At 70.0% G+C, this 22396-nt stretch carries 20 protein-coding genes and 1 tRNA gene; 13 read left to right on the top strand and 8 right to left on the bottom strand.

What is annotated here, in order from left to right:
- Positions 1 to 258: 258 nt before the first annotated feature.
- Genes ACIBHY_RS27145 through ACIBHY_RS27130 form a run of 4 tightly spaced genes read left to right on the top strand, consistent with a single transcriptional unit; the run spans position 259 to position 3707 of the window.
- On the top strand, positions 259 to 1176 hold the full coding sequence (locus ACIBHY_RS27145) for an NAD-dependent epimerase/dehydratase family protein (RefSeq protein ID WP_397244805.1): 918 nt from the start codon (positions 259 to 261) through the stop codon (positions 1174 to 1176).
- Positions 1173 to 2294, top strand: coding sequence for an ATP-grasp domain-containing protein (locus ACIBHY_RS27140; RefSeq protein WP_397308071.1), 1122 nt, complete (start codon positions 1173 to 1175; stop codon positions 2292 to 2294). The genes ACIBHY_RS27145 and ACIBHY_RS27140 overlap by 4 nt, the downstream gene beginning before the upstream one ends.
- Entirely contained in the window at positions 2284 to 3063 is a 780-nt protein-coding gene (locus ACIBHY_RS27135; RefSeq protein WP_397308070.1) for a hypothetical protein, read from the top strand. The genes ACIBHY_RS27140 and ACIBHY_RS27135 overlap by 11 nt, the downstream gene beginning before the upstream one ends.
- The gene (locus ACIBHY_RS27130) at positions 3060 to 3707 is read left to right on the top strand and encodes a hypothetical protein (protein WP_397308069.1); all 648 of its coding nucleotides are present in this window, start codon (positions 3060 to 3062) and stop codon (positions 3705 to 3707) included. The genes ACIBHY_RS27135 and ACIBHY_RS27130 overlap by 4 nt, the downstream gene beginning before the upstream one ends.
- Here the strand turns inward: ACIBHY_RS27130 and ACIBHY_RS27125 are convergent.
- Genes ACIBHY_RS27125 through ACIBHY_RS27115 form a run of 3 tightly spaced genes read right to left on the bottom strand, consistent with a single transcriptional unit; the run spans position 3675 to position 6561 of the window.
- Positions 3675 to 4994 carry an aromatic amino acid ammonia-lyase gene (locus ACIBHY_RS27125; protein WP_397244796.1) on the bottom strand — a complete coding sequence of 440 codons (1320 nt, stop codon included), beginning with the start codon at positions 4992 to 4994 and terminating at the stop codon, positions 3675 to 3677. The genes ACIBHY_RS27130 and ACIBHY_RS27125 overlap by 33 nt on opposite strands.
- A gap of 8 nt (positions 4995 to 5002) precedes the next feature.
- Positions 5003 to 5377, bottom strand: coding sequence for a phage holin family protein (locus ACIBHY_RS27120; protein WP_397244794.1), 375 nt, complete (start codon positions 5375 to 5377; stop codon positions 5003 to 5005).
- On the bottom strand, positions 5374 to 6561 hold the full coding sequence (locus ACIBHY_RS27115) for a cation:proton antiporter (protein ID WP_397308068.1): 1188 nt from the start codon (positions 6559 to 6561) through the stop codon (positions 5374 to 5376). Before ACIBHY_RS27115 ends, ACIBHY_RS27120 begins: the two co-directional genes overlap by 4 nt.
- 105 nt (positions 6562 to 6666) lie before the next feature.
- Between ACIBHY_RS27115 and ACIBHY_RS27110 the strand changes: the two genes are divergently transcribed.
- Entirely contained in the window at positions 6667 to 6942 is a 276-nt protein-coding gene (locus ACIBHY_RS27110) for a hypothetical protein (protein ID WP_397103374.1), read from the top strand.
- On the opposite strand, the gene ACIBHY_RS27105 is transcribed toward ACIBHY_RS27110, so the two are convergent.
- Complete coding sequence (locus ACIBHY_RS27105; RefSeq protein ID WP_397244790.1) at positions 6939 to 7709, bottom strand: FAD:protein FMN transferase; 771 nt, start codon at positions 7707 to 7709, stop codon at positions 6939 to 6941. The genes ACIBHY_RS27110 and ACIBHY_RS27105 overlap by 4 nt on opposite strands.
- 106 nt (positions 7710 to 7815) lie before the next feature.
- Between ACIBHY_RS27105 and ACIBHY_RS27100 the strand changes: the two genes are divergently transcribed.
- The 4 genes from ACIBHY_RS27100 to dnaE all read left to right on the top strand — a co-directional run bounded on the left by ACIBHY_RS27100 (position 7816) and on the right by dnaE (position 13295).
- A complete protein-coding gene (locus ACIBHY_RS27100; RefSeq protein ID WP_397244788.1) occupies positions 7816 to 8208 on the top strand; it encodes an OsmC family protein in 393 nt (130 codons plus the stop codon).
- 291 nt (positions 8209 to 8499) lie between these two features.
- Complete coding sequence (locus ACIBHY_RS27095; protein WP_397244786.1) at positions 8500 to 9417, top strand: nucleoside hydrolase; 918 nt, start codon at positions 8500 to 8502, stop codon at positions 9415 to 9417.
- A 45-nt stretch (positions 9418 to 9462) separates the two neighbouring features.
- Positions 9463 to 9536 (top strand) — tRNA-Lys (locus ACIBHY_RS27090).
- 204 nt (positions 9537 to 9740) lie between these two features.
- Positions 9741 to 13295, top strand: a complete 3555-nt coding sequence (gene dnaE / locus ACIBHY_RS27085) for a DNA polymerase III subunit alpha (protein WP_397244784.1) — start codon at positions 9741 to 9743, stop codon at positions 13293 to 13295.
- A 52-nt stretch (positions 13296 to 13347) separates the two neighbouring features.
- Here dnaE and ACIBHY_RS27080 read toward each other — a convergent pair whose 3' ends face one another.
- Complete coding sequence (locus ACIBHY_RS27080; RefSeq protein ID WP_397308067.1) at positions 13348 to 13809, bottom strand: hypothetical protein; 462 nt, start codon at positions 13807 to 13809, stop codon at positions 13348 to 13350.
- A gap of 122 nt (positions 13810 to 13931) precedes the next feature.
- Between ACIBHY_RS27080 and ACIBHY_RS27075 the strand changes: the two genes are divergently transcribed.
- The 3 genes from ACIBHY_RS27075 to ACIBHY_RS27065 all read left to right on the top strand — a co-directional run bounded on the left by ACIBHY_RS27075 (position 13932) and on the right by ACIBHY_RS27065 (position 16772).
- Complete coding sequence (locus ACIBHY_RS27075) at positions 13932 to 15098, top strand: hypothetical protein (RefSeq protein ID WP_397244779.1); 1167 nt, start codon at positions 13932 to 13934, stop codon at positions 15096 to 15098.
- A gap of 118 nt (positions 15099 to 15216) precedes the next feature.
- A complete protein-coding gene (locus ACIBHY_RS27070; protein ID WP_397244777.1) occupies positions 15217 to 15900 on the top strand; it encodes a TetR/AcrR family transcriptional regulator in 684 nt (227 codons plus the stop codon).
- A complete protein-coding gene (locus ACIBHY_RS27065; RefSeq protein ID WP_397308066.1) occupies positions 15897 to 16772 on the top strand; it encodes an alpha/beta fold hydrolase in 876 nt (291 codons plus the stop codon). The genes ACIBHY_RS27070 and ACIBHY_RS27065 overlap by 4 nt, the downstream gene beginning before the upstream one ends.
- 87 nt (positions 16773 to 16859) lie before the next feature.
- Here the strand turns inward: ACIBHY_RS27065 and ACIBHY_RS27060 are convergent, their stop codons facing one another.
- The 3 genes from ACIBHY_RS27060 to ACIBHY_RS27050 all read right to left on the bottom strand — a co-directional run bounded on the left by ACIBHY_RS27060 (position 16860) and on the right by ACIBHY_RS27050 (position 21871).
- Positions 16860 to 17633, bottom strand: a complete 774-nt coding sequence (locus tag ACIBHY_RS27060; protein ID WP_397308065.1) for a hypothetical protein — start codon at positions 17631 to 17633, stop codon at positions 16860 to 16862.
- A 77-nt stretch (positions 17634 to 17710) separates the two neighbouring features.
- Positions 17711 to 19516, bottom strand: coding sequence for a serine/threonine-protein kinase (locus ACIBHY_RS27055; protein WP_397308064.1), 1806 nt, complete (start codon positions 19514 to 19516; stop codon positions 17711 to 17713).
- Positions 19517 to 19588: 72 nt separating this feature from the next.
- Positions 19589 to 21871, bottom strand: coding sequence for a serine/threonine protein kinase (locus ACIBHY_RS27050; protein WP_397308063.1), 2283 nt, complete (start codon positions 21869 to 21871; stop codon positions 19589 to 19591).
- A 169-nt stretch (positions 21872 to 22040) separates the two neighbouring features.
- On the opposite strand from ACIBHY_RS27050, the gene ACIBHY_RS27045 reads away from it, so the two are divergent.
- Complete coding sequence (locus ACIBHY_RS27045; RefSeq protein WP_397308062.1) at positions 22041 to 22385, top strand: hypothetical protein; 345 nt, start codon at positions 22041 to 22043, stop codon at positions 22383 to 22385.
- Positions 22386 to 22396 lie beyond the last annotated feature (11 nt).

The following is a 22396-nucleotide window of genomic DNA, read 5'->3' as shown; positions in this document are numbered from 1 at the left end:
GCCGTTAACCCCTGACGAATCCGGAGATCTTCCCAGCCCGCAGGCTCTGGGTCAATATCCGGGTAAGACAGTTCAATCTTCACTTAGGTCCCTGATTCACCCGAAAAATTACGAAATTGCAACGAAATGACTGAGAGTCATAGTTGGGAGTATATGTCTGATTTGATCATGGCCGCGCGCCACACCTGGACGCGTGTACCTAGTGCCCGCGCACAAACCAGCGCGGCGTTTGATCAGGGGAATGCCATGAAAGTTGGGGTGACGGGTGGTAATGGCTTCATCGGCCGTTACGTCTGTGAGGAGTTAGCCGCCAGAGGTCATACTCCGATCGTCTTCGACCATCAGGATCGCGGCTCCAGTCCGTTCGAGGTCATGCTCGGCGACATCAGGGACGCCACGGCCATGACCGAACTGGCCGCCCACGCCGATGCGATCATCCACCTGGCCGCCGTCCTCGGCACCCAGGAGACGATCACCAATCCGCGGCCCGCAGCGGAGACCAACCTCATGGGCGGTCTCAACTTCCTCGAAGCGGTCGCCCAGTACGACCTCCCCGGTGTCTACATCTGCGTGGGCAACCACTGGATGGACAACAGCTACTCGATCTCCAAGACCGCCGTCGAGCGCTTCGCGCGCATGTTCAACGCCCACCGCGGCACCAGGGTCAACCTGGTCAGAGTGGTCAACGCCTACGGACCCCGGCAGATGGCGGCACCGCCGTTCGCCGCCGGAAAGGTCCGCAAGATCACCCCCGCCGTGATCTGCCGCGCCCTGTCCGGCATGCCGGTCGAGTTGTACGGCGGCGGCACCCAGATCTCCGACATGGTGTGGGTCGGCGACGTGGCCAGGGGACTGGTCGCCGCGCTGGAGACCGCCGCGGTCGAGCCGCCGCTCGGCCACGTGGTCGAGGTCGGCCCGACCGAGTCGACGAGCATCCGCTCCGTCGCCGAGATGATCATCGACATCTGTGAGGAGCGCGGCTACGAGCGCGCGCCGATCGTGGACCTGCCGATGCGTCCCGGTGAGACCCCGGAGACCGCCGTCACCGCGGACCCGGAGACGCTGCGCCCGGTCGGCATCGACCCCGCCTCGCTGGTCACGCTGCAGGAGGGCATGGCCAAGACGGTCGACTGGTTCATCGAGAACCGCGGCACCCACTGGAACACCCCGAGGTGAAGCACCTGGTGATCCTCGGCGGCTCGGACGGCACGGTCAGTGCCTTCCGGGCCGCCCGGCGGCTGGGCATGTCCACGATCTGCGTGGACATGCGGGCCGACGCACCCGGTGCGGCGGAGGCCGACGAGTTCCTGCACCTCAGCACCCGCGACGTCCCGGCGGTCGCGGCCGCGCTGCGCGAGCGCGGCGGCCTGGCCGGTCTGCTCGCCCCCGGCAGCGACATCAATCTCCCGTCTCTGGTCGAGCTGGCCCGCCTGCTCGGCCTGCCCTGCGCGCTCACCGAGGAGACCCTGCGGGTCTCGACGGACAAGGCCGCCTTCCGCGAGACGTGCCTGCGCCTCGGCCTGCCGGGCCCGCGCTACTCCACCGATCCCGAGGTACGGCCGGCGCTGCCGGTCATCGTCAAACCGGTCGACTCCGGCAGCTCGCGCGGCATCACGATCGTGCGCGAGCAGGAGGACCTCGCCCAGGCGGTCGAGCACGCGCGGGCCGTCTCCCCGACCGGCCGCATCATCATCGAACAGCTCCTGACCGGCCAGGACCTCTGCGGCGAGGCCATGCTCCAGGACGGCAGGATCTCCCTGCTCGGCCTGAGCCGGCGCGTCACGGAACCTCCCGAGGTGGTGGCGGTCGGGCACGACATGGAGCCGGGCGACGGCGTCCTCGACAAGGAGGTCACCCGGCAACTGGAGCTCGTCTGCGCCGAGGTCGGCTACCGCGACGGCCCGCTCAACGTGGACCTGTTCGTGGAGGACGGCGTGGTCACGCTGATCGAGATGGGCGCGCGCATCGGCGGCAACGGGCTGGGCGAGGCGCTCGGCCTGATGTACGGCGTGGACACGGTCGAGGCCACGGTCCGCCTGGCCGTCGGCGAGCGGCCCGACCTCACGCCCACCCGCCGGGGGCCCGCCTCGGTACGGGTGCTGCGGGCGCCGTCGGAAGGCGTCCTGCTCGGGATCGACGGCCTGGAGGCGCTGCCGGACAGCGCCGAGATCGTGGTGGTCGCCTTCCCCGGCGACCACGTCTTCCCCTACACCGAGTGCCGGGCCAAGCTCGGCTACGTCGTCGACCACACGCCCCCGGACCTGGACGCGCTGGTCAAGGTCGATGTCCGTTAGGTTCTCCGCCACAGCGTGGGAGAGGTCCTACCGGCGCACGGTCCGGCTGGCCTTCTCCCGCGTGCCCTTCTACCGCGACCAGTGGGTACGCGCGGGCCGGGCGCTCGACGAGCCCCTGCCCACGCCCACCGGGGAGCTGGCCGATCAGCTGCACCGGCTGTGCCCGTTCGCCGAGCCGTACGATCCCGGGGCCGAGCCGAGCCTGTGGATCGGCCCGGCGGGCGGCCTGCGGGCGGCGCTGGCGGTGGCTCTCGGCGGGGCGCGCGGGCGGGTTCCGGTGCTGGAGGTGCGCCGTGCCGTGCTGGATCGGCGCACGCTGGGGCTGGGCGGCCCGCCGTACGGTGTGCTGCTGGAGCCGGATGCCACGGTCGTGCACGAGCGCAGGCGGCGTGAGCTCAACGCGCCCGCGCTCAAGCTCGCCGCCGACGCCGGCCGCGCGGTCGTGGTCGGCGAGCGGGCGGCGGTGGCGTCGTTCCTGCCCGAGCTGGCGGGCGTCGAGGTGAACGTGCTGGAGCGGGTGACGCTCGCCGGCGCCGCCGAGGGCGCGCTGGTGCACGACCCGCACCTCGGCTACTACGCGGCCCGCGCCCGCTGCGGCCGGGTCCATCTGCTGTGGCGGCGCTTCCACGCCCGGCCGGAGGGCGGCGGCCTGGCCGTCTCCGCGCTGGGCAGGCGCCGTCCGGTGCTCGTCGCCGTGGTCCCGGACGGCGGTGGCGAGCTCGGCCGCTGCCCCGGCCACGGCACCCCGATCCTTGGAGTCGCATCGTGATCAGAGCCAACCGGGTGACGCTGCTCGCGGGCGCCCTTGCGGTGGCGCTGGCGGGAGTCGTCCGCTTCGTCCTGCCGTACGAGCAGGAGATCACCTCGCTGTGGGGTTTCCTCGTCAAGCTCACGCCGCAGCTGGCCGCCATCGTGGCGATCGCCTGGCTGGACGTCGAGTGGGCGCGGCGGCTCAGGCTGCACCTGCTGGCCATCCCGGCCGTGTTCCTGGCCTTCCTGCTGTACTTCGTGCCGAAGACCTTCATGGCCGCCATGGACATCGAGGACAAGTCCGGCACCTTCGAGGACCTCTACCTGCACGTCGTGGTCTTCGTGCCGTTCCTGATCGTGGCGCTGCTGCTGGCCTACCGGCTCGGCGGTGGCTCGCGGGAGGGTGTGCTGCGCACCGGCCTGGCGATGTCGATCCTGCACGTGTCGGGTCTTGAGGACCTCGTGGCGGTCTCCATGAACCGCCGTCTCGACGCCATCCCCGAGGTGTGGGGCTGGGCCGACCACATCACCGTGCGGATCGGCCACCCGGCCACCAAGTACGAGGCGTACGCCTTCATCGCCGCGCACGTCGTCGCGGCGCTGCTGGTGTTGTTCGTGCCGCGCCGGTGGCTACGGCGTCGTTCCCCCCGGCCGGAGGAGTAGGCGGGCCGCGTCGAGGTCGCCGTCCAGCGGGCGGTCCGGCTCGGCGCCGCGGCGGGCCCGTACGGCGGCCACCCGCTCGCAGGCCAGCACGATCTCCAGCGGCTCCACGCAGCGCAGCGCGTAGCGGGCCGCCTGGGTGGCGAAACCGGCGTGGTCCTCGGTGCCGCGGGAGATCACCGCGGTGCCGGTGGTGACCGGCGTCGCCAGGTGGCGCAGCTCGGCCAGCGCGTCCTGGGCCACGTACTCCAGGATCATCAGGCCGGAGGCGCCAGGACGGCCGGCGAGAAAGGGCAGGGCGCCGGTGTAGCCCGGTTCCATCAGCGTGGCCAGCCGGGCGGTGCTCAGCTGCGCCGTCTGCACCAGCGCGGCGCGCAGCGTGTCCAGGGCCAGCGCCACGGGCGCCGAGTGGAAGTTGCCGTTGTGCCAGGCCAGCGAGCGGTCGATGAGCGGGTTCTCGGCGGCGGCGTTGAGGTCCACCTCGACGGTCGTGGCGGCCCGTTCCAGCGCGTCGAGCGCGCCGCCGTGCACCTGGGCGAAGGCGCGGTAGCCGTACGGGTCCTGCACGCGGGTGGCGAGTTCGCCGTTGAGCAGGCCGCGCAGCCGCGCGGCCACCACCGCCTGCCCCTGATGCGGTCGTGCTTCCTGTACGGCTGCCGCCAGCGGCTCCGCCGAGGCTCCGACCGCGGTGAAGGAGAAGGCGGCCACGTCGACCGCGGCGTCCAGCAGCCCGCGCAGCCGATGACAGGCCAGCGCCGCGTCGGCCAGCGTCAGCGCGCCCGAACTGATGAACGGCAGCCCGTCCGAGCTCGCCAGCGCGAAGCGGGGACCGTCGCCGCCGTGCCACGCCTGCTCGCCCAGCAGGCACAGGGCGGTGCTCGCCAGCGCCGTCAGGTCGCCGGTGCCGATGGAACCGTAGGCGCGTACCGGGGGAGTGACGCCCGCGTTGATCGCCTCGGCGAGGACAGGCAGCACCGCCGGGTCGATCCCGGAGCCGCCCGCGAGCAGCTGGTTCAGGCGTACGGCCAGCATCCCCCTGGCCCGTTCCGCCTCGATCAGGGGGCCGGCGCCACCGGCGTGACTGCGCAGCAGGTCGAGCCCGGACGCGGCCACCTCGACGTCCTTGTTCGCGCCGACGCCCGTGCTCTGGCCGTAGACCGGGCCGGTCAGCGCCTGGGCGGTGGCCCACGCGGCCCGAGCGCGATCGGTGGAGCCGATCGTCACCCGGGCCTGGCCGGTGGCCACGGCCGCGACCCGCGAGCAGGTCAGGCCGGCGCCGAGGAGTTCCATGGGTGTGATCAGTCGCCGTCGGGGATGACCAGGCTGAGCAGCCAGCTCACGACGCTGATGATGACCGAGCCGATGAGCGCGGTGACGAAGCCGTCCACATGGAACGGAACGTCGAGCTGCCCGGCGATCCAGCTGGTGAGCAGCAGCATCGCCGCGTTGATCACCAGGAGGAAGAGCCCCAGCGTCAGCACGATCACCGCGCAGCCCAGCATCTTGACGATGGGCTTCACGATCGCGTTGATCAGGCCGAAGATGAGGGCGACCACGACGAGCGTGCCCCAGTACTTCGCCGTGGTGTCGGTGCTGACCGTGATGCCGGGGAGCAGTTGTGTGGCGACCCACAGGGCGACCGCGGCCGCCAGGGTTCTCAAGATGAATATCACGCTGATAGATCCTCGCACTCCTTGAGGGCCGTTCGGTAGAGGCGCAGCGCCACCAGGGGATAGATCATGACGCTGAACACGCCGGCGGTGACCATCGCGGCGGCGTGCGCCGAGCTGATCGCGCCCTGCTGCACGCCGGTGTTGGTGATCACCACGATCAGGGGCAGACCGGCCGCGGCGAACAGCGCCAGCGCCTTGTGCTCGCCGGGCCGCAGGTCGGGGTCGCGCCGATGCAGCAGGTACGTGGGCAGCCCGCGTACCAGCAGGAACGCGAGAAGGAAGATCGGGATCAGCAGCAGGCTGCGCGGGTCGGTGAACAACGCCTTCAGGTCCAGGTTGGCGCCGCTGACCACGAAGAAGAACGGGATGAGGAAGCCGAAGCCGATCGCGTCGAGTTTGGAGGAGATCATGTGTTCCTCTGCCTCCGGGCCCGAGGCGACCGCCAGCCGTACCACGATGCCCGCCGCGAACGCGCCGAGCAGCACGTCCAGGCCGAACGCCGACGCGGCGGCGATCATCGCGATCAGCACGAACATGACGATGCGCACCGCGAGCTGGCCGCTGCTGCCCATCGTGCCGGCGACCAGCCGCGCCAGCAGCGGGTGCCGCGGCCGGGCGGCCATCGCCGCAGCGATGATCGCGATGACGGTGAACAGCGCGATGAGCGCGATCGTGTGCCAGCGCTCGTCCTCGGAGAAGACGAAGGCCATGGCCACGATCGGGCCGAACTCCCCGAGCGCCCCGATCCCCAGCACCCGGCTGCCGAAGGGCGTGGGCAGCGCGCCCGCGTCCCGCACCATCGGCAGGATCGTGCCGAGCGCGGTCGTGCACAGGGCGAGCCCGATCACCTGGGCGGCCAGCGTGAAGCCGTTGGTCGCCACCGCCACGAGCAGCCCGAGCGCCAGCGAGGCGAACCAGCCGTAGATCGCCAGCCTGATCGGCCGGCCCTTGATCCGGGCGAACTCGATCTCGTAGCCGGCCATGAACATCAGCATGGAGAGCCCGAACTGCGAGATCGTCTCGATGACGCCGTCGGTCGTGATCCAGCCGAGCACCACCGGGCCGCACAGGACGCCGAGAAGGATCTCCAGCACCACGTTCGGCACCCGGACGAACCGGCCGAGCGCGTGGGCGACGATCGGCGAGATCGCGGCGGCCAGGACGATGATCAGAACAGTGATCATGCACGCTATGTGCCCACCCGTCACTCCATGTAGTCACTCGCCGGACTGTTGGCGTTATGCAGGCCCAGGATGGGGAAGAGCGGTGCAAGGGGGGAAGGGAGCGAGATGGACGCGAAGGAACTGGAGTCGTTGCCGGCCAGCGAACTGCACGAGCGTGCGGTGCGCTACGCGGTACGCCATGGAGACCTGGGGTTTCTCTGGAACCTGCTCAAGGTGATCCCGGCGGCCGAGGCGGCCAGCGGTCACGACGGGGAGACCGCCAACGACCTCAGCCGCGTCTCGGCCTTGCTCAGCGACGCCCTCGCCGCGGGTGAAGGGGACCTGGGAGAGGCGCTCAAACCTGTCTATATCGATTACCTCACCCAGCATCCGGAGGCTTAGCCGGCGAGTTCCGTCGGCGTGCCGTACAGGGCGAAGCCGGGCGTGCTCACCGAGCGCCCGCCGCGCGTGACGATCATCACCTCGTACGGCTCGGCCGCCGCGAGATCGACGGCGAAGCGGCGGGCGCGCACCGGGCCCATCGCGTACATGGCGGTGGCGAACGCGTCGGCCGTACTCAGATCCGGGCCGATCACCGTCACCGAGCCGAGCGCGTGCTGGGCCTCACCCGTGCGGGGATCGACCACGCGGGTCTGACCCGAGGTGGAGATGGCCAGGTCGTTGGCGAAGACCATGCGGCGCACCGCGTTGGTGCGCGGGTCGCGGATGCCCACACGCCACGGCCGCCCCGGCAGTGAGGATCCGCGTACCCGGATGTCCCTGCCCGCGGTGATCCGGTGGTCCACCGCACCGGCGCCGGCCAGCGCCCGCGAGAGCCGTTCGACCGCCCAGCCCTTGATGTAGCCCGAGACGTCCAGGACCCCGCCGATCCGCGAGTCGAACCACCCGTCCGTCGCCTCGGCCATCTCGTCACACCGGTGCAGAACCTCGATCAACTCCGGCACCTGCTCGATCGTCCTGCCCGCGTTGAGCCGGGCGATCTGGCTCTCCTCGTCGAAGGGGTCGAACGTCCGGTCCACCCAGCGCAGCCAGGCGAAAGCGTTGTCCAACATGGGAACCAGCTCACGCTGGGGCAATGCCGTGCGGATGTCCACATTGACGGAGGTGTTCAGTACCGTCTCCGTGCGTGCGGATCCAGGGAACGTCATGTGGGGCTCCTTCCTCGGGAGGACACATTTTCATAACGGGCGTATGGCGGACCTAAGCGCTTTGCCGGTGCCCTGGCTTCAGGTACGCGTGAGTAGGGTCTGAGGCATGGCAAACGTGCGTGTTGAGCGGACAGATGACGGCGGGTTCCGGGCGACCAACGCCCGCGGGGCCGAGGTGCGGATCGGCGGCGGCGACGAGGACGGCGTCTTCAGCCCCGTGGAGCTCCTGCTGGCGGCGGTGGGCGGATGCAACATCGTCACCGTCGAACCGCTCACGGCTCAGCGGGGGCAGCAGCTCATCCGGCTGGCGATGACCGTCGAGTCGGAGAAGGTGCAGCCCAATCTGCTCGGGCCGGTGACCGTCACCTACGACGTGGAGGTGCCGTCGGAGAAGGCCGACGAGGTGTACCGCGCGGTGGCCCATCGGGTGCACGAGAAGTACTGCACGGTGAGCCGGTCGTTGTCTGAAGGTACTGAGGTCCGTTTGGAGCTTCCCTAGCCCTTTTGGGGAGACATTCGACCCCTATATGACGCGTCCGTTGCATTCGCCTCTGTAGTGTCGAAGCAGGTCAAGAGTCCTGCGACTGACTTGCAGACCTTTACCGATGCGGACGCGGAGGGGGACCGTCGTCTGCAGTGCGGGACCGCCGGTGCTTCGGGGGAAGGTACCGGCCTGGACCGCCATATATCGGGGCCGGGGTAGCTTTGGGGGAAGCTGCTCCGGCCCCGATTCACGTCTTGAGCCCTGTGTGGCGATTTTTGCTGACAAACACCCATACGCTGGGTTTTTGTGACAGTTTCCATGCTGATTGACTGCGACCCCGGCATCGACGACGCCCTCGCGCTCGCCCTGGCGGCCGGATCCGCCCTCGACCTCCGCGGCATCACCACCGTGGGCGGCAACGTCGGCCTGGACCTGACCACCGCCAACGCCCTCGCCCTGCGCGAGTTCCTGGACCTCGGCGACGTCCCCGTGGTCCCCGGCTGCTCCGGCGCCCTGGTCCGGGGTCCCATGGACGCCGCTCACGTGCACGGCGCCGGTGGGCTGGGCGACGCCGTACTCCCTCCGGCGGTTCGCGCCGTCGCCGGCGGCCACGCCGTCGACTTCATCATCTCCGCCCTCCGCGACAACCCCGGCGAGATCACCCTCGTGGCCACCGGCCCGCTGACCAACATCGCCCTGGCCGTCCGCAGAGAACCCGGAATCGTGGACTGGGTCCGGGACTTCGTGGTCATGGGCGGTTCGTACACCCGCGGCAACCACAACCCCGCCGCCGAGTTCAACATCCTCACCGACCCCGAGGCCGCCACCATCGCCTTCAACGCCGGCTGGACCGTCACCCAGGTGGGCCTGGACGTCACCCTGACCGCCCGCGTCACCACCCGGGTCCTCGACCGGATGCGCGACCTGGGCCGCCTGTCCTCGCTCATCCTCCCCAGTGTCCGGTCCTACGCCCCGGTCACCGCCGAGACCGGGCCAGCCCTCCACGACGCGGTCGCCGTGGCCCACGTCATCGACCCCACCCTCCTCACGCTGACCCCCGCCGAGGTACGCGTGGAGACCGCCGGCCATTACACCACCGGCATGACCGTCACCGACTTCGACTCGCCCACTCCCAACACGCGGGTGGCCACCCACCTGGATGTCGACCGGTTCTGGGACCTGATGATCACCTCTTATGGAAGGTTGGCGGGGCGGCTTGGGTGATGTGCGTGGTGGTCTTGGTGGCTGCTACAGTTACCTGTGTCGCAAGCGCCGCTAGCTCAGTTGGTTAGAGCAGCTGACTCTTAATCAGCGGGTCCGGGGTTCGAGTCCCTGGCGGCGCACCGACCGAAGCCCCAGTTCACTGTGCTGAACTGGGGTTTCTTGGTTTCCGAGAAACCCTGGTGCCAGGCCGCGAGGCTGTGCCGGCGCATCGGTGCCGTGGTTACGCAACAGGTATTTACCGGTTGCGTGCAATGCCCCAGCAGCCTCAGAAGACGGAATAGGCTCGTGCGGGTAGTGGGCGGAGCGCAAGGCAAGGGGACCAGGTGAGCGACTCGTTCGTGCATCTTCACGTACACACTGAGTATTCGATGCTGGATGGCGCGGCGAAGGTCAAGCCGCTGGTCGCCGAGGCTGCTCGGCTGGAGATGCCGGCGATCGCGATGTCGGATCACGGCAACATGTTCGGCGCGTACGAGTTCTATCAGTCAGCCAAGGGCGGCCCGGTCAAGCCGATCATCGGCATCGAGGCGTACGTGGCGCCGGAGAACCGGTTCGTGAAGAAGCCGGTGTTCTGGGGGGCGAGGGCCGAGACCGGTGTCGCCGACGCCGAGGGTGGCAAGGACGTCTCCGGCGGTGGCCGGTTCACCCACATGACCATGTGGGCCAAGGACGCCCAGGGCCTGCGGAACCTGTTCCGGCTGTCGTCGCTGGCGTCCTTCGAGGGCTACTACTCCAAGCCTCGCATGGACCGTGAGCTGATCTCGAACCACGCCGAGGGCATCATCGCCACCACCGGCTGTCCCTCCGGCGCCGTGCAGACCCGGATCAGGCTCGGCCAGTACGAGGAAGCGGTCAAGGTCGCCGCGGACTACCAGGACATGTTCGGCAAGGAGAACTACTTCCTGGAGCTGATGGACCACGGCATCGACATCGAACGGGACGTCCGCGAGGACCTGCTGCGGCTGGCCAAACAGCTCAGCATCCCGCTGCTGGTGACCAACGACAGCCACTACGTCACCGAGGACCAGGCCGACGCCCACGACAGCCTCCTGTGCGTGGGCGTGGGCAAGAACAAGGACGACCCTAACCGCTTCCGGTTTAACGGCTCCGGCTACTACCTGAAGTCCGCGTCCGAGATGCGCAGCCTGTTCTCCGAACTGCCGGAAGGCTGCGACAACACGCTGCTGGTCGCCGAGATGGTCGGCGACTACGGCGACGTGTTCACCTACGTCGACCGGATGCCGCAGTTCCCGGACGTGCCCGAGGGCGAGACCCAGGAGTCGTGGCTGCGCAAGGACGTCGAGCGCGGCCTGGAGATGCGCTACGGCTCCCCGATCCCCGCGGAGGTGATGGAGCGCTACGAGACCGAGATGAAGATCATCGGCCCGCTGGGGTTCTCCAGCTACTTCCTCGTCGTCGCCGACATCTGCAAGTACGCCCGCGACAACGGCATCGCCGTGGGCCCGGGGCGTGGTAGCGCCACCGGCTCGATCGTGGCCTACGCCACCCGCATCACCGAACTGTGCCCGCTGGAGCACGGCCTGCTGTTCGAGCGCTTCCTCAACCCCGAGCGCATCAGCCCGCCCGACATCGACCTGGACTTCGACGACCGCCAGCGCGACCGGATGGTGCGCTACGTCACCGACAAGTACGGCACGGAGATGACCGCGCAGGTCAACACCTTCGGCACCATCAAGGCGAAGGCCGCGGTCAAGGACGCCTCACGCATCCTGGGCTATCCGTTCGCGGTCGGCGACAAGATCACCAAGGCGATGCCGCCGGACGTCATGGGCAAGGGTGTTCCGCTGGCCAAGCTGTTCGACGAGGAGCACCCTCGTTACGCCGAGGGCACGGAGATTCGCGCGCTGTACGAGACCGATCCGGACGTGAAGAAGGTCGTCGACACCGGCTTGGGCATCGAGGGCCTGATCCGGGGCACGGGCGTGCACGCCGCGGCGGTCATCCTGTCGTCGGCGCCGCTGCTGGAGCTCATTCCGATGCACATGCGGGACAAGGACAAGGTGGTCATCACCGGGTTCGACTATCCCTCGTGCGAGGAAATGGGCCTGATCAAGATGGACTTCCTGGGTCTCCGGAACCTGGGCATCATCGATCACGCCATCAAGATCATCGAACAGAACCGGGGTGTGAAGCTCGACACGCTGAGCATGCCGCTGGACGACGCGACCACCTACAAGCTGATGGCGCGAGGCGACACCCTCGGCGTCTTCCAGCTCGACGGCGGCCCCATGCGCCAGCTTCTGAAGTTGATGGAGCCGACCCGGTTCGAGGACATCGCCGCGGTGCTCGCGCTCTACCGGCCGGGCCCGATGGCGGCCAACGCCCACACCAACTACGCCCACCGCAAGAACGGCCGCCAGGACATCGAGCCGATCCACCCCGAGCTCAAGGAAGCGCTGGAGCCGATCCTCGGTACGACCTTCCATCTGCTGGTCTACCAAGAGCAGATCATGGCCATCGCCCGGGAACTGGCCGGCTACACCCTCGGCGGCGCCGACCTGCTGCGCCGCGCCATGGGCAAGAAGAAGAAAGAGATCCTGGACGCGGAGTTCGTCAACTTCCAGTCCGGCATGCGCGACAACAACTTCTCCGACGACGCGATCCAAGCGCTGTGGGACGTCATGCTCCCGTTCTCCGGCTACGCCTTCAACAAGTCCCACACCGCCGGGTACGGCCTGGTCGCGTACTGGACCGCCTATCTCAAGGCGAACTACCCGGCCGAGTACATGGCCGCGCTGCTCACCTCGGTCGGTGACGACAAGGACAAGGCGGCGGTCTATCTGGCCGAGTGCCGCAAGATGGGCATCCAGGTGCTGGCCCCCGACGTCAACGACTCCATGCAGGACTTCGTCGCCGTCGGCGAGGACAAGGTCCGCTTCGGTCTGGGCGCCGTCCGTAACGTGGGGGAGAACGTCGTCGAGGGCATCGTCAAGGGCCGCAAGAAGGCCACCTACGGCGACTTCAACGACTTCCTCGACAAGGTGCCGCTGGTCGTGTGCAACAAGCGCGTCGTCGAATCCCTGATCAAGGCCGGGGCCTTCGACTCCCTCGACCATCCCCGCAAGGGCCTGCTGCTGGTGCACGAACAGGCCGTCGACTCCGTCATCGACATCAAGAAGAACGAGGCCCACGGCCAGGACTCGCTGTTCGGCTCCTTCGCGGAAAGCGGCGACGAGGAGAGTTCGTTCTCCATCGCGGTGCCCGACATGGAATGGGACAAGAAGACCAAGCTCGACTTCGAACGCGAGATGCTCGGCCTGTACGTCTCCGATCATCCCCTGGCCGGCACGGAACGGCTGCTGTCGCGCAACCGCGACACCACCATCGCCGAACTGCTGGAAAGCGGCCGGGAAGACCGCGGTGACGTGCGCGTGTGCGGTCTGATCACCAAGGTGGAGAAGCGGGTCAACAAGGCCGGGAACCTGTGGGCGATCGTCACGGTCGAGGACATGGACGCCGCCGTCGAGTGCCTGTTCTTCCCCAAGAACTACGAGCTGTACGCGCCGGAGCTGCGCGGCGACGTCGTCGTGTCGGTGGGCGGTCAGATCAACAACCGCGACGGCGCGATCAGCATCTTCGCCAACGACCTGACCCCGCTCGACATCTCCGGGATCGCCAGCGACAGCGGGCACCCCGTCACGCTGCAACTGCGTGAGGAGCGGCTGAACCAGCACCATGTCGAGGAACTGCGGCACGTGCTGAAGGCGCATCAAGGCAAGGTGCCGGTCAGGATCCATCTGGAACGCCTGTCGGGCAAGACGGTGCTGCTGTCGCTGCCGGAGTTCTCCGTCAACCCGGAGGCGTCGTTCGCCGCCGACATCAAGACCTTGTTCGGGCCGGAGGCGATCAGCCTGTAACCGGCCCGCGACGGGCGGAGCTCCCGATCGGTAAGCGTCCGGGCCTGACGGGCTACGCGCGGACGTCGTCGAGTTCTCCGGCGGGGAAGGCCAGGGCCATGGCGATCGTCGGCCACTGCGCCAGCGTGCGTTCGACCACGGGGTCGGTGGTGCGCAGGAAGGCGAGGTGCTGGATGGCGTGGGCGGCCACGTGCGCGTTCTCGATCTGGTCCGGGCTCGGGGTGGCGGGGGCGGAGCCTCGGGCTATGGTCAGGTCGTTCAGGGGGATGCGGGCGCTGTCCGGTTCGGGGTCGGGGCATACCGCGTAGGTGAGCACGATCTGGTCCAGCTCCGGCAGGTGGCGCCAGCTGGTCGAGTGCACGACGTGGGCGGGGTCGTCGGCCCGGATGCCGCTGAGCCGCCGGGCGGTCTCGTCGGGGGCCTCGCCGGGCATGGGGGTGGCGGCGGCTCGCCGGTATGACCACGCGCCCTGGCGGTCGGCCAGCAGCATCAGCACCTCAACCGAGACAGTCACGTTGCTCCCCGTCGTCCGACCATCTGCGACAAGTATGCAGGAGCGTCCAATCAGCAGGTGTGGACTTGCTGCAGGGGCTCGCCCGTGCGTCGCTGGAAGCGCGGCACATGAGGAGGGACGCGATGCACGGAGTATTGCTGCTGATGGGCTCGGGTGAGACCAGCCCGACCATGGTCGAGGTCCATCGCGCCGCGATCGGCGGACTGGGGCCGAAGCCCCGGGCCGTGCTGCTCGACACGCCCTATGCCTTCCAGGAGAACGCCGCGGAGATCTCCGCGCGGGCCTGCCAGTACTTCGCCCGGAGCGTCGGCCTGGATGTCGAGGTCAACGGTGTCGTCGCGGGTGCGGACTGGGTGTTCTGCGGTCCCGGTAGCCCGACGTACGCGCTGGACCGGTGGGCGGGTGGCTCGGCGACGGCGGATCTGGTCGCGCGGGTGCGGGCCAGGCAGGGGGTCACGGTGTTCGCCTCCGCCGCCGCGTGCACGGCCGGGGTGGTGACCGTGCCGGTGTATGAGATCTACAAGGTGGGGGCGGAGCCGTACTGGCGGGAAGGGCTTGATCTTCTGGGGCCCGCCGGGCTGAACGCCGTCGTCATCCCGCACTACGACAACGCCGAGGGCGGCACGCACGACACGCGCTTCTGCTATCTGGGGGAGCGGCGGTTGTCGCGGATGGAGCGTGAGCTTCCCGCCGGTACGGGGATTCTGGGGATCGACGAGCATACGGCGCTGGTCGTCGATCTCGTGGATGAGCGGGTACGCGTGGCCGGCAGGGGCGGAGTCACGGTGCGGACCCGGGGCGGGCAGAGCGTGCTGCCGGCCGGCGCGACGGCCACGCTGGCCGAGCTGCGGGAACTGCTGCGCGGGGAGGGACGGTTCGCCGGGCCGGCGGCTCCGGAGGTGGCCGCCGCTCAGCGGACTCTGGGGGAGATTGTCGAGGCTTGTGAAGAGTCGTTCGCCTCGGCGTTGAGCGCGGACGACGTCTCGGCGGCGACCCGGACGGTGCTGCGGCTGGAGGAGGACATCGCCGGCTGGTCGGCCGACACCGAACAGGACGACGGCGGGCCGCTGCAGGCCAGGGACGTGCTGCGGCGGCTGATCGCCTCGCTCGCCGCGCACACCGGCCGGCAGGCGGTGGCGAGGATCGTGCCGCCGCTGCTGGCCGTTCGGGAGAAGTTCCGGTGTGAGGGCGCCTTCGAGGCCGCTGACGCGGTGCGCGGTGCGCTCGCCGAGGGCGGGGTACGCGTGGAGGACACCGCCGACGGCCCGCGCTGGAGCCTGCTTCCTTGAGAAACGGGAAGGTGGTCGTCGAGAAGGGTGCGGTCTTCGCCGACGTGTGGCTGGCGGCGGGGATCGTGGACCGGGCCGGCCTTGCGAGGTAGTGACCAATCATGCAATTCTGGTCACTATGCCGCGCCCACTCGTTCCGGACCGGCGGGGGCGCATCCTCGCCGCCGCCCGCCAGCTCATCCTCGACCAGGGCTGGCCCGACACCACCGTCGCCGGTCTCGCCGCCCGCGCCGGGATCGGCAAGGGGGCCGTCTACCTGGAGTTCGCCGACAAGGCCGCGATCCTCGCCGCCGTACTGAACCGCGACATGCGCGAGCTGACCGCCCAGGTGCATCAGCGGGTGCTGAGCGCGCCCGGCCTGGTCGACCTCCCGGCCGTCTACCGGTTCGCGGTGGAGGCGACGCTCGCGAACCCCCTGATGGCCGCGCTCTACCTGGGGGACGAGGCGGTGCTGGGCGAGCATGTGCGCGGTGTGGGCGACGAACGCTATCTCGACCGGTTCCAATGGCTGGGCGAGTACGTCGGTCAGCTGCAGCGGGCCGGGGTCATCGATCCGGCGCTCTCCACGGAGAGCATCGTCCGCGTCCTCGCCATCTTCACGCTGGGCCTGCTCCACGCGCCCGGCGTCTTCGGCGCCATGACCGCCGGGGAGCTGTCGGAGGCCGTCGGCCTGTTCTCCGACATGGCCGGGCGCGGGCTGGCGAGCGGCCTGCCCGCCGATCCGGCGGCCGCGCGGGCGGCGCAGCTGTCCCTGCTGGCCCGGCTCGACGACCAACTCGGCCGGCTGGAGGAGCCCGCATGACCGGCGTTTTCGACACCTACACCGACCTGACCGTCCTCGGCGGCCCCGTGCGCCTGTACCGGGCCGGCGGGTCGGGCCCGCCCTTGCTGCTGCTGCACGGCGGGATGCTGGACACCGCGCAGGGAGTGTGGCGGCACGTCGTCCCGGACCTGGCGCCCGACCACCGGGTGTACCTCATCGACCTGCCCCGCCACGGCGGCAGCCGTCCGTGGCGGGGCGTCCTGGACGAGGCGTTCTACACCCGCTTCCTCGACGACCTGCTCGACGTGCTCAACCTGCCGAGGGTCTCCGTCATCGGGATCTCGCTGGGCGCCGGAATCGCGATCGGGTACGCGCTGAAGCACCCGGACCGGGTCGACGCCCTGATCGCCATCGCGCCCGGCGGGCTCGGGGCCAGGCGGAAGGCCCAGTTCCTCACCTGGCTGGTCACCCGCACACCCGGCGTGATGCGACTGAGCAGCCGCTACCTGGCCCGCCGCCCCCGGACGGTACGCGAGTCGATGATCGCCAACCTCACGGCCGGGGCCGGCACCCGCGACTTCGACACCATCCTCGCCCTGGCCACCGAGGAGGCGGCGGCCAAGGCCGAGTACGGCGAGCCCGCGCTGGACGACTGGATGGTACGCGCCTACGGCCCCCTCGCCATGCGCGTGAACTACCTGCCCGACCTGCCGGGACTGACCACGCCCACCCTCTGGGTACGCGGCGACCGGGACCCGCTCGTCGGCCACGCCGAGATGGCGGCGGCCGCCGCGGCGGCCCCGGGCAGCCGCCTGGTCACGATGCCCGGAGCCGGGCACATCATCACCTATGACCGGCCGGAGGAGTTCAGCCGCCTGGCCCGCGACTTCCTGGCGACCGTGACGCGGTGATCTCGAGGTCGGCGAAGACCAGGGTGATGACCTGGACGTTGGCCTCGAGACGCGCGCCGCTTGAACAGGTGGCGAAGGCGCACCGGGTCAGGCGTGGGGGTCGTCCTCCACCAGTTCGAGGTCGGTCGGGACCAGGGTCGTGGAGTCGACCAGGCCTCTCAGCAGGTTGTGCAGGAGGTTGTTGTCACAGGGGCGTCCCGTCGCCATGTCGTGGATCAGCGGGAAGGGGAATCCGCTCGCGTCCAGGCGACGCCGTACGGTTTCGACCCTAGCCTCGATCTTGCGCTCGCCCCAGGCCTCCTCCCGGCGTATGTCGGCCAGGTAGTCGGCCGCCTGCCGGTACGTCAGGGGACGCGGGTTCTCCTCGTAGAGCAGGTACCGGCGGCCGAGGATGACGAGCAGGAGGCGTTCGACGTCGTCGAGCGGCCAGATCTTGGGCGGCAGCGTGTCGGCCCGGCGGCGGGGGATCAGGCCCTCGTCGTCGTGGCCGCTCACGTAGAGCTCGACCAGGTGCTCGCGATGGCCGCACCCCTTCACGAACAGCGGCGTGTAGCCGGCGGCCAGCGGGATGGGATCGGTCGTGGCGTGCAGGAACCGCCCGCGCGGCAGCCGGACGAGCTGCTGGCCGGTGTTGCGCAGCCACCACTGCCGCCTGCGGTAGGTGAGCTCGCCGTGCCGGCGGCTCACGTGCAGGTCGTCCTCGCCGACGCCCAGGTCGACCTCCGGCTTGCCGGCTCTGCCGAACCTGACGACCGCGCCGCTCTGCGGTGCGGCCTTGACGCCGCCGGTGACGGTACGGGCGTGCAGTGTGCCGGGACGAACGGGCGCGACGCCACGGGCAAGGCTGTCGGGGAAATGCATCGCTCGTCTCCTTCGGGCATCACGGGCACTGGATGTCAGGATCCACCGCCCGCTTCGGGACCGGTCCCGGGCCGCGTTCAGGCCGGGTGCGGCAGCCGGGCGGCGGCGGACGCGGTGAGCCGCCGGGCGAACTGGCAGAGCTGGTCGGCCGGACGTGATCCGGTGACGAGCAGGTTGACGGTTTCCGCCGCCCGGCCGTCGTCGTCGTGGTACGTGCGGTAGACCAGCTGGGCCAGGCACGATTCGTCGCCCTCCGCCTCGGGGCGCAGGATCGTGCGGTAGCCGTTCACGATGGTGGCGGAGCCGTTGGCGCTGTTCGGGGGTGGTCCCTGGTCGAAGCGGACGTCGAGCCAGAGCTTGCTGGTCGTGCTCGCCCATCCGCACTGCCAGCTGCCGAACCCGACGTCCGGCTCGTTGGCGTCGATGCCGGGGATGACCTCCAGCGCGGCGGCGGGCAGCAGCGCGCAGGCGTCTTGATGCGCCAGCGATCGCGCCGGAAGGGTACGGCGGGGCAGCGGCCCGTTGTTCAGCACGGTGACGGCGTTGCCGGTGGCGACGTCGGCGATGGCGCACAGCGGCGCCTTACCCGGATCGTCGCGTTTGGCGGTGACGGTGATGTTGGTGTCGTTCTCCCCGGCCAGCAGCAGGGTCCGCAGGCACGAGTCGCGCTCGGGGGGTTGTTCCACGATGCCGATCCGTCCCACGGTCCTGGCCGGAGGCGGCGGCTCGGCGTCCGGGTCGTGGTTGAAGTCGACCCTGACGTCCACGACGCTGTCGTCGTCCGGGCGCACCAGCACGTCGCATCGGTCGAAGTTGCCGTAGGCCCGGTCGAGTTCGGTGGCGCCGAAGCGGCCCAGCGCGACGGGTTCGGTCAGCGCGCACGGATCGACCGTGCGTGGGTCGCCGATCAGGGACGCGGGCCCGATCGCCTGCGCGCTGCCGTCTCTCTCCGACGGCGGCAGCAGGAAGGACGCGATCCCCGCCAGGGCCGCGACCAGGGCGGCGGCCGCGCCGGTCAGGTACGGGTGCTTTCTGACCGTGCCCAGGATGACGCTGTCGGCGCGCTGGTCGGAAGGGAAGCCGGCGGCGCCGTTCACGCCGGGATCGAGGACGGCCCCGCCCGCGATCTCCGTGAGCCGGCGCAGCACCTCCGCGGCGTCAGGACGCAGGCCGGGCTCCTTGGCGAGCATCGCGCGCAGCACCTCGTCCAGCACCCCGAGATCGGCCGTCAGCAGGACGCGCCCGCTCGGGCCGCGCTCCGGCGGCGAGCCGGTGACGAGCGCGTGGAGCATCGCGCCGAGGGAGAACACGTCCGAGCCCCGCTCCAGCCGCCCGAGAACGACCTCGGGGGCGGCGTAGTCGGGCGTGTAGCTGATGGCGCTGTTCGGGGTGATCGTCTCGTTCCCGCCGACGCGGTAGGCGGCGCCGAAGTCGGCGAGCTTGACCGTGCCGTCGCCGGTCACCACGACGTTGCCCGGCTTGATGTCGCCGTGGACGATGCCCTCGGCGTGCAGGCACACCAGCGCGTCGGCGACCTGCGCGCCGACGCTCGCGGCGACCTCCGGCGCCACGGCCTGCCGCCCGTTCAGGCTTCCGCCCGACACGTGCTCCATGACCAGCCAGGACGTGGCCCGCCGCCCCCGCCCGACCTGGACCGCGTCGAAGAGCGTGACGATGCGCGGGTGGTTGAAGCGCGCCAGCGCCCGCGCCTCGGCCCGCAGCCTGCTGAACCCGCGCACGCTATCGTGCCCGCTCAGCATCCGCTTGAGTACGACGTCCCGCCCGAGCTGCTCGTCGCGGGCCAGCCAGACCTCGCTGGTCCTGCTGCGGATGGGACCGTTGGTGAGCCGATACCGACGGCCGACCGACCTGCCCAGGCGCACCGTGGTTCCCTTCAGAGGGGACGGAACACTGCGCACTTTACCGAGCGATGGGCCTGGAGTCAGCGCCTTCGCTCAGGAGATCGGTCCGGCGTCCTCTTTCCACCAGTTCAGCAGCACGGCGCGTTCGAGGGTGTTGAAGGCGAACCCCTGGATCTTCAGCTTCTCGTTGGTCCACGAGAGGTAGGGCCGTCCCGCCCTGCTCTCGCCGCACAGCAGCCGCCCCGCTGTCTTGCCGCCGACCGAGTACGCGTTCTCGCCGACGAAGGTGCGCGACTCGATGTCGCACGAGCCTTTGGCCGGGGCGATCGCCTGGTAGTTCCGCCGCATCGAGGCGGCGTCGGGGAACTGGTAGTAGAAGACGACGCCCGCGCCCGAGGTGGGGCCGCACGCCACCGCCGTCACCTGGGCGCCGGGCACGTTGCTCTTGATCTGCTCAGCCGCCGGCCGCAGGCAGTTGACGCGGGAGGCGGCAGGAACGCGGTCGAGCAGGCTCTTCTCCCGCTCGGTCGGGAAGGGCGGCTCGGCCTGCGTGTTGACCGCCGCGATCACCGTGTCGATGGTGGGGGAGCGCGACTCCTCCCACCAGGTGATGAGGGCCTGCGCGTCCTTGCCGGTGGCCCTGCCCATCAGGAGCAGCGGCTCGACGGTCCACTCGACCGTGGGCGTCTCGTCCTTGTAGCAGAGGATCTCGCCGAGGTGGGCGCTCTTGTTGTCGTAGGTGGAGTTGCTCAGGAACTTCGCGGGCTTCTCGTCCGGGCAGAAGGCGTCCGGCGCCTTGGTCCTGCCGACCTGGCCGGTATGGCTGCGGCGCAGGCCGTCCAGGCTGGCGAAGCGGTAGTAGGAGACGTCGTCGGCGCCCTTCTCGTCCGAGGCGCAGTCCACGCCGGTGACGACGTCGCGGAACTGGTCGAGCGTCCCGGCCATCGCCCGCTCGCAGTCCGTCTGCCCGATCAGGCGCATGACCTCCTTCTCCGGCGGAGCGGGGAAGGCCGGTGCTTCCGTCCAGGTGCTCCAGGTCTGCTGGAGTTTGAGCTCGTCGGCGGCGCGGCTCTCCATCCTGGCCATGGTCCTGTGCTTGTCGTCGGTCCACACCAGCCAGGTCACCGCGTTCCGCTCGAAACACAGCAGCCGGCCACGGGGAGCGCCGATGCCGGGGTAGCGGTGCTCGGCGCCCGACGCCTTCGAGCAGTCGCCCTGCGCACGGGGTACGCCCGCCTGCCGCAGGGTCTGGTCGTAGGCCTGGCCCAGGGCGGAGTCGGAGGCGTACAACCCGATCTGCACGGTCCGCCCCGACGCCCGGCACGACAGCGACGCGGCCGACAGCGGCAGGCCCGCGCCGTCGCCGGCCCGCTCGCACGTCCCGCGCAGCGCGGCGGGCACGCGGGCGAGCGCCGCGGGATCGTCGGACCACGGGCGGGCGATCAGCGTGATCACCGTGACGACCACGACGGCGAGAGCGAGCGCCGCCCAGACCATCCCGCGCGGGCGTGCGCGGACGGGACGGGGAGCGTCGGGGCCGGCCAGAGCCGTGGCCAGGGCGCCGCAGGTGTCGTAGCGGGCGCGCGGCTCCTTGGCCATGGCCTTCTGGACCACGCCGTCGACGCCGGGGCCGAGATCGGGACGGTGGTCGGTGACCTTCGGCGGTGTCTTGTGCAGGTGCGCCCACAGCACCGCCGACGGCTCGCGGTGCGGGAACGGCTTCTCGCCGGTCAGGCATTGGTACAGCACCGCGCCCAGGGCGTAGACGTCGGTGCGCCGGTCGATCGGGCCGGACCTGAACTGCTCCGGCGCCGCGTAGTCCATCGTGCCGAGGAACTGCCCCTCGGTCGTGAGGGTGGTGGCCGACTCCATCTTCGCGATGCCGAAGTCGCACAGGTACACGTGGTCGGCGCTGTCGATGAGGATGTTGCCCGGTTTGATGTCGCGGTGGATCAGGCCGACCTGGTGGGCGGCGTCCAGCGCCGAGGCGACCTGGCCGACGATGTGCCTCGCGCGCGCGAGGTCGAGCCGGCCGCCGGTGCGGATCAGCTCGCCGAGATCGCCGCCGTTGACGTGCCTGAGCACGACGTAGACCGCGCCGTTGATGTCGCCGCTCGCGTACACGGGGACGATGTGCGGATGGTCGAGGCGGGCCGCGGTGGCCACCTCGCGCGTGAACCGCACGCGGAAGCTCGGGTCCTTCCTGGCCAGGTGCGGGTTCATCACCTTCAGCACCACGCGGCGCGGGAGCGTGAGGTCCTCGGCCAGGTAGACCGAGCTCATCGCGGTCTGCGAGATGATCCGGACGATCCGGTAGCCGGGTAGCTGCCGCATCACCTCGTGCGGTGATGAGAACCAGTCGACCGTGGAGTCCACGCCTGTCCCTCCGAACGCCGGAATCGTGCCGCCCGCGGCCCGCGCCGGCGTGGTGTGGTCTTAGCATCGCGCGTTCGGGACCGGTCCCCGGGCGGTTTCGTCACACCGGGGACCCGTCCCGGCGCGCAGGGTGCATCCTGGGCTCGCCGAACCGATGAAAGGGGCTTCCATGCACCGGACGACCATCACCGCTCTGACCCTCGCCGCCGTGATGGCCGCGGCGTCGTTCGCCGCCCCGGCGAGCGCCGCGGCGAAGCCGAACCTGCGCGCCTGCTACGACGGAAAGTGCAAGATCACGATCACGAAGCCGGTGAGCTTCCGCGTGGCCGCCCGCTACCGCCTGTCCCGGGTGTGGGTCTCCAAGGTGTACGCGTTCAACCAGGACATGGTGCGGGTGGAAGGACCCGGCGTCGCCACGACCCTCGGCGAAGGCGCCAGCGGGGGCATCAACAGCCTGAACGTCCGCGTCCTGTCGATCACCGACCGGGGCGCGACGGTCCGCTTCGAAGGCTGACGGCCCGGCGG

The sequence above is a fragment of the Nonomuraea sp. NPDC050547 genome (genome assembly GCF_044457345.1).
Lineage (GTDB): Bacteria > Actinomycetota > Actinomycetes > Streptosporangiales > Streptosporangiaceae > Nonomuraea.
Note: the sequence above shows the minus strand (reverse complement) of the source record. Positions and strands in the feature narration are given on the sequence as shown.

Coding starts and splice junctions, on each gene's coding strand:
- ACIBHY_RS27135 (WP_397308070.1), top strand. CDS start 2,284: ATGTCCGTTAGGTTCTCCGCCACAGCGTGGGAGAGGTCCTACCGGCGC.
- ACIBHY_RS27125 (WP_397244796.1), bottom strand. CDS start 4,994: ATGGAACTCCTCGGCGCCGGCCTGACCTGCTCGCGGGTCGCGGCCGTG.
- ACIBHY_RS27115 (WP_397308068.1), bottom strand. CDS start 6,561: ATGATCACTGTTCTGATCATCGTCCTGGCCGCCGCGATCTCGCCGATC.
- ACIBHY_RS27110 (WP_397103374.1), top strand. CDS start 6,667: ATGGACGCGAAGGAACTGGAGTCGTTGCCGGCCAGCGAACTGCACGAG.
- ACIBHY_RS27105 (WP_397244790.1), bottom strand. CDS start 7,709: ATGACGTTCCCTGGATCCGCACGCACGGAGACGGTACTGAACACCTCC.
- ACIBHY_RS27100 (WP_397244788.1), top strand. CDS start 7,816: ATGGCAAACGTGCGTGTTGAGCGGACAGATGACGGCGGGTTCCGGGCG.
- ACIBHY_RS27075 (WP_397244779.1), top strand. CDS start 13,932: ATGCACGGAGTATTGCTGCTGATGGGCTCGGGTGAGACCAGCCCGACC.
- ACIBHY_RS27070 (WP_397244777.1), top strand. CDS start 15,217: ATGCCGCGCCCACTCGTTCCGGACCGGCGGGGGCGCATCCTCGCCGCC.
- ACIBHY_RS27065 (WP_397308066.1), top strand. CDS start 15,897: ATGACCGGCGTTTTCGACACCTACACCGACCTGACCGTCCTCGGCGGC.
- ACIBHY_RS27060 (WP_397308065.1), bottom strand. CDS start 17,633: ATGCATTTCCCCGACAGCCTTGCCCGTGGCGTCGCGCCCGTTCGTCCC.
- ACIBHY_RS27045 (WP_397308062.1), top strand. CDS start 22,041: ATGCACCGGACGACCATCACCGCTCTGACCCTCGCCGCCGTGATGGCC.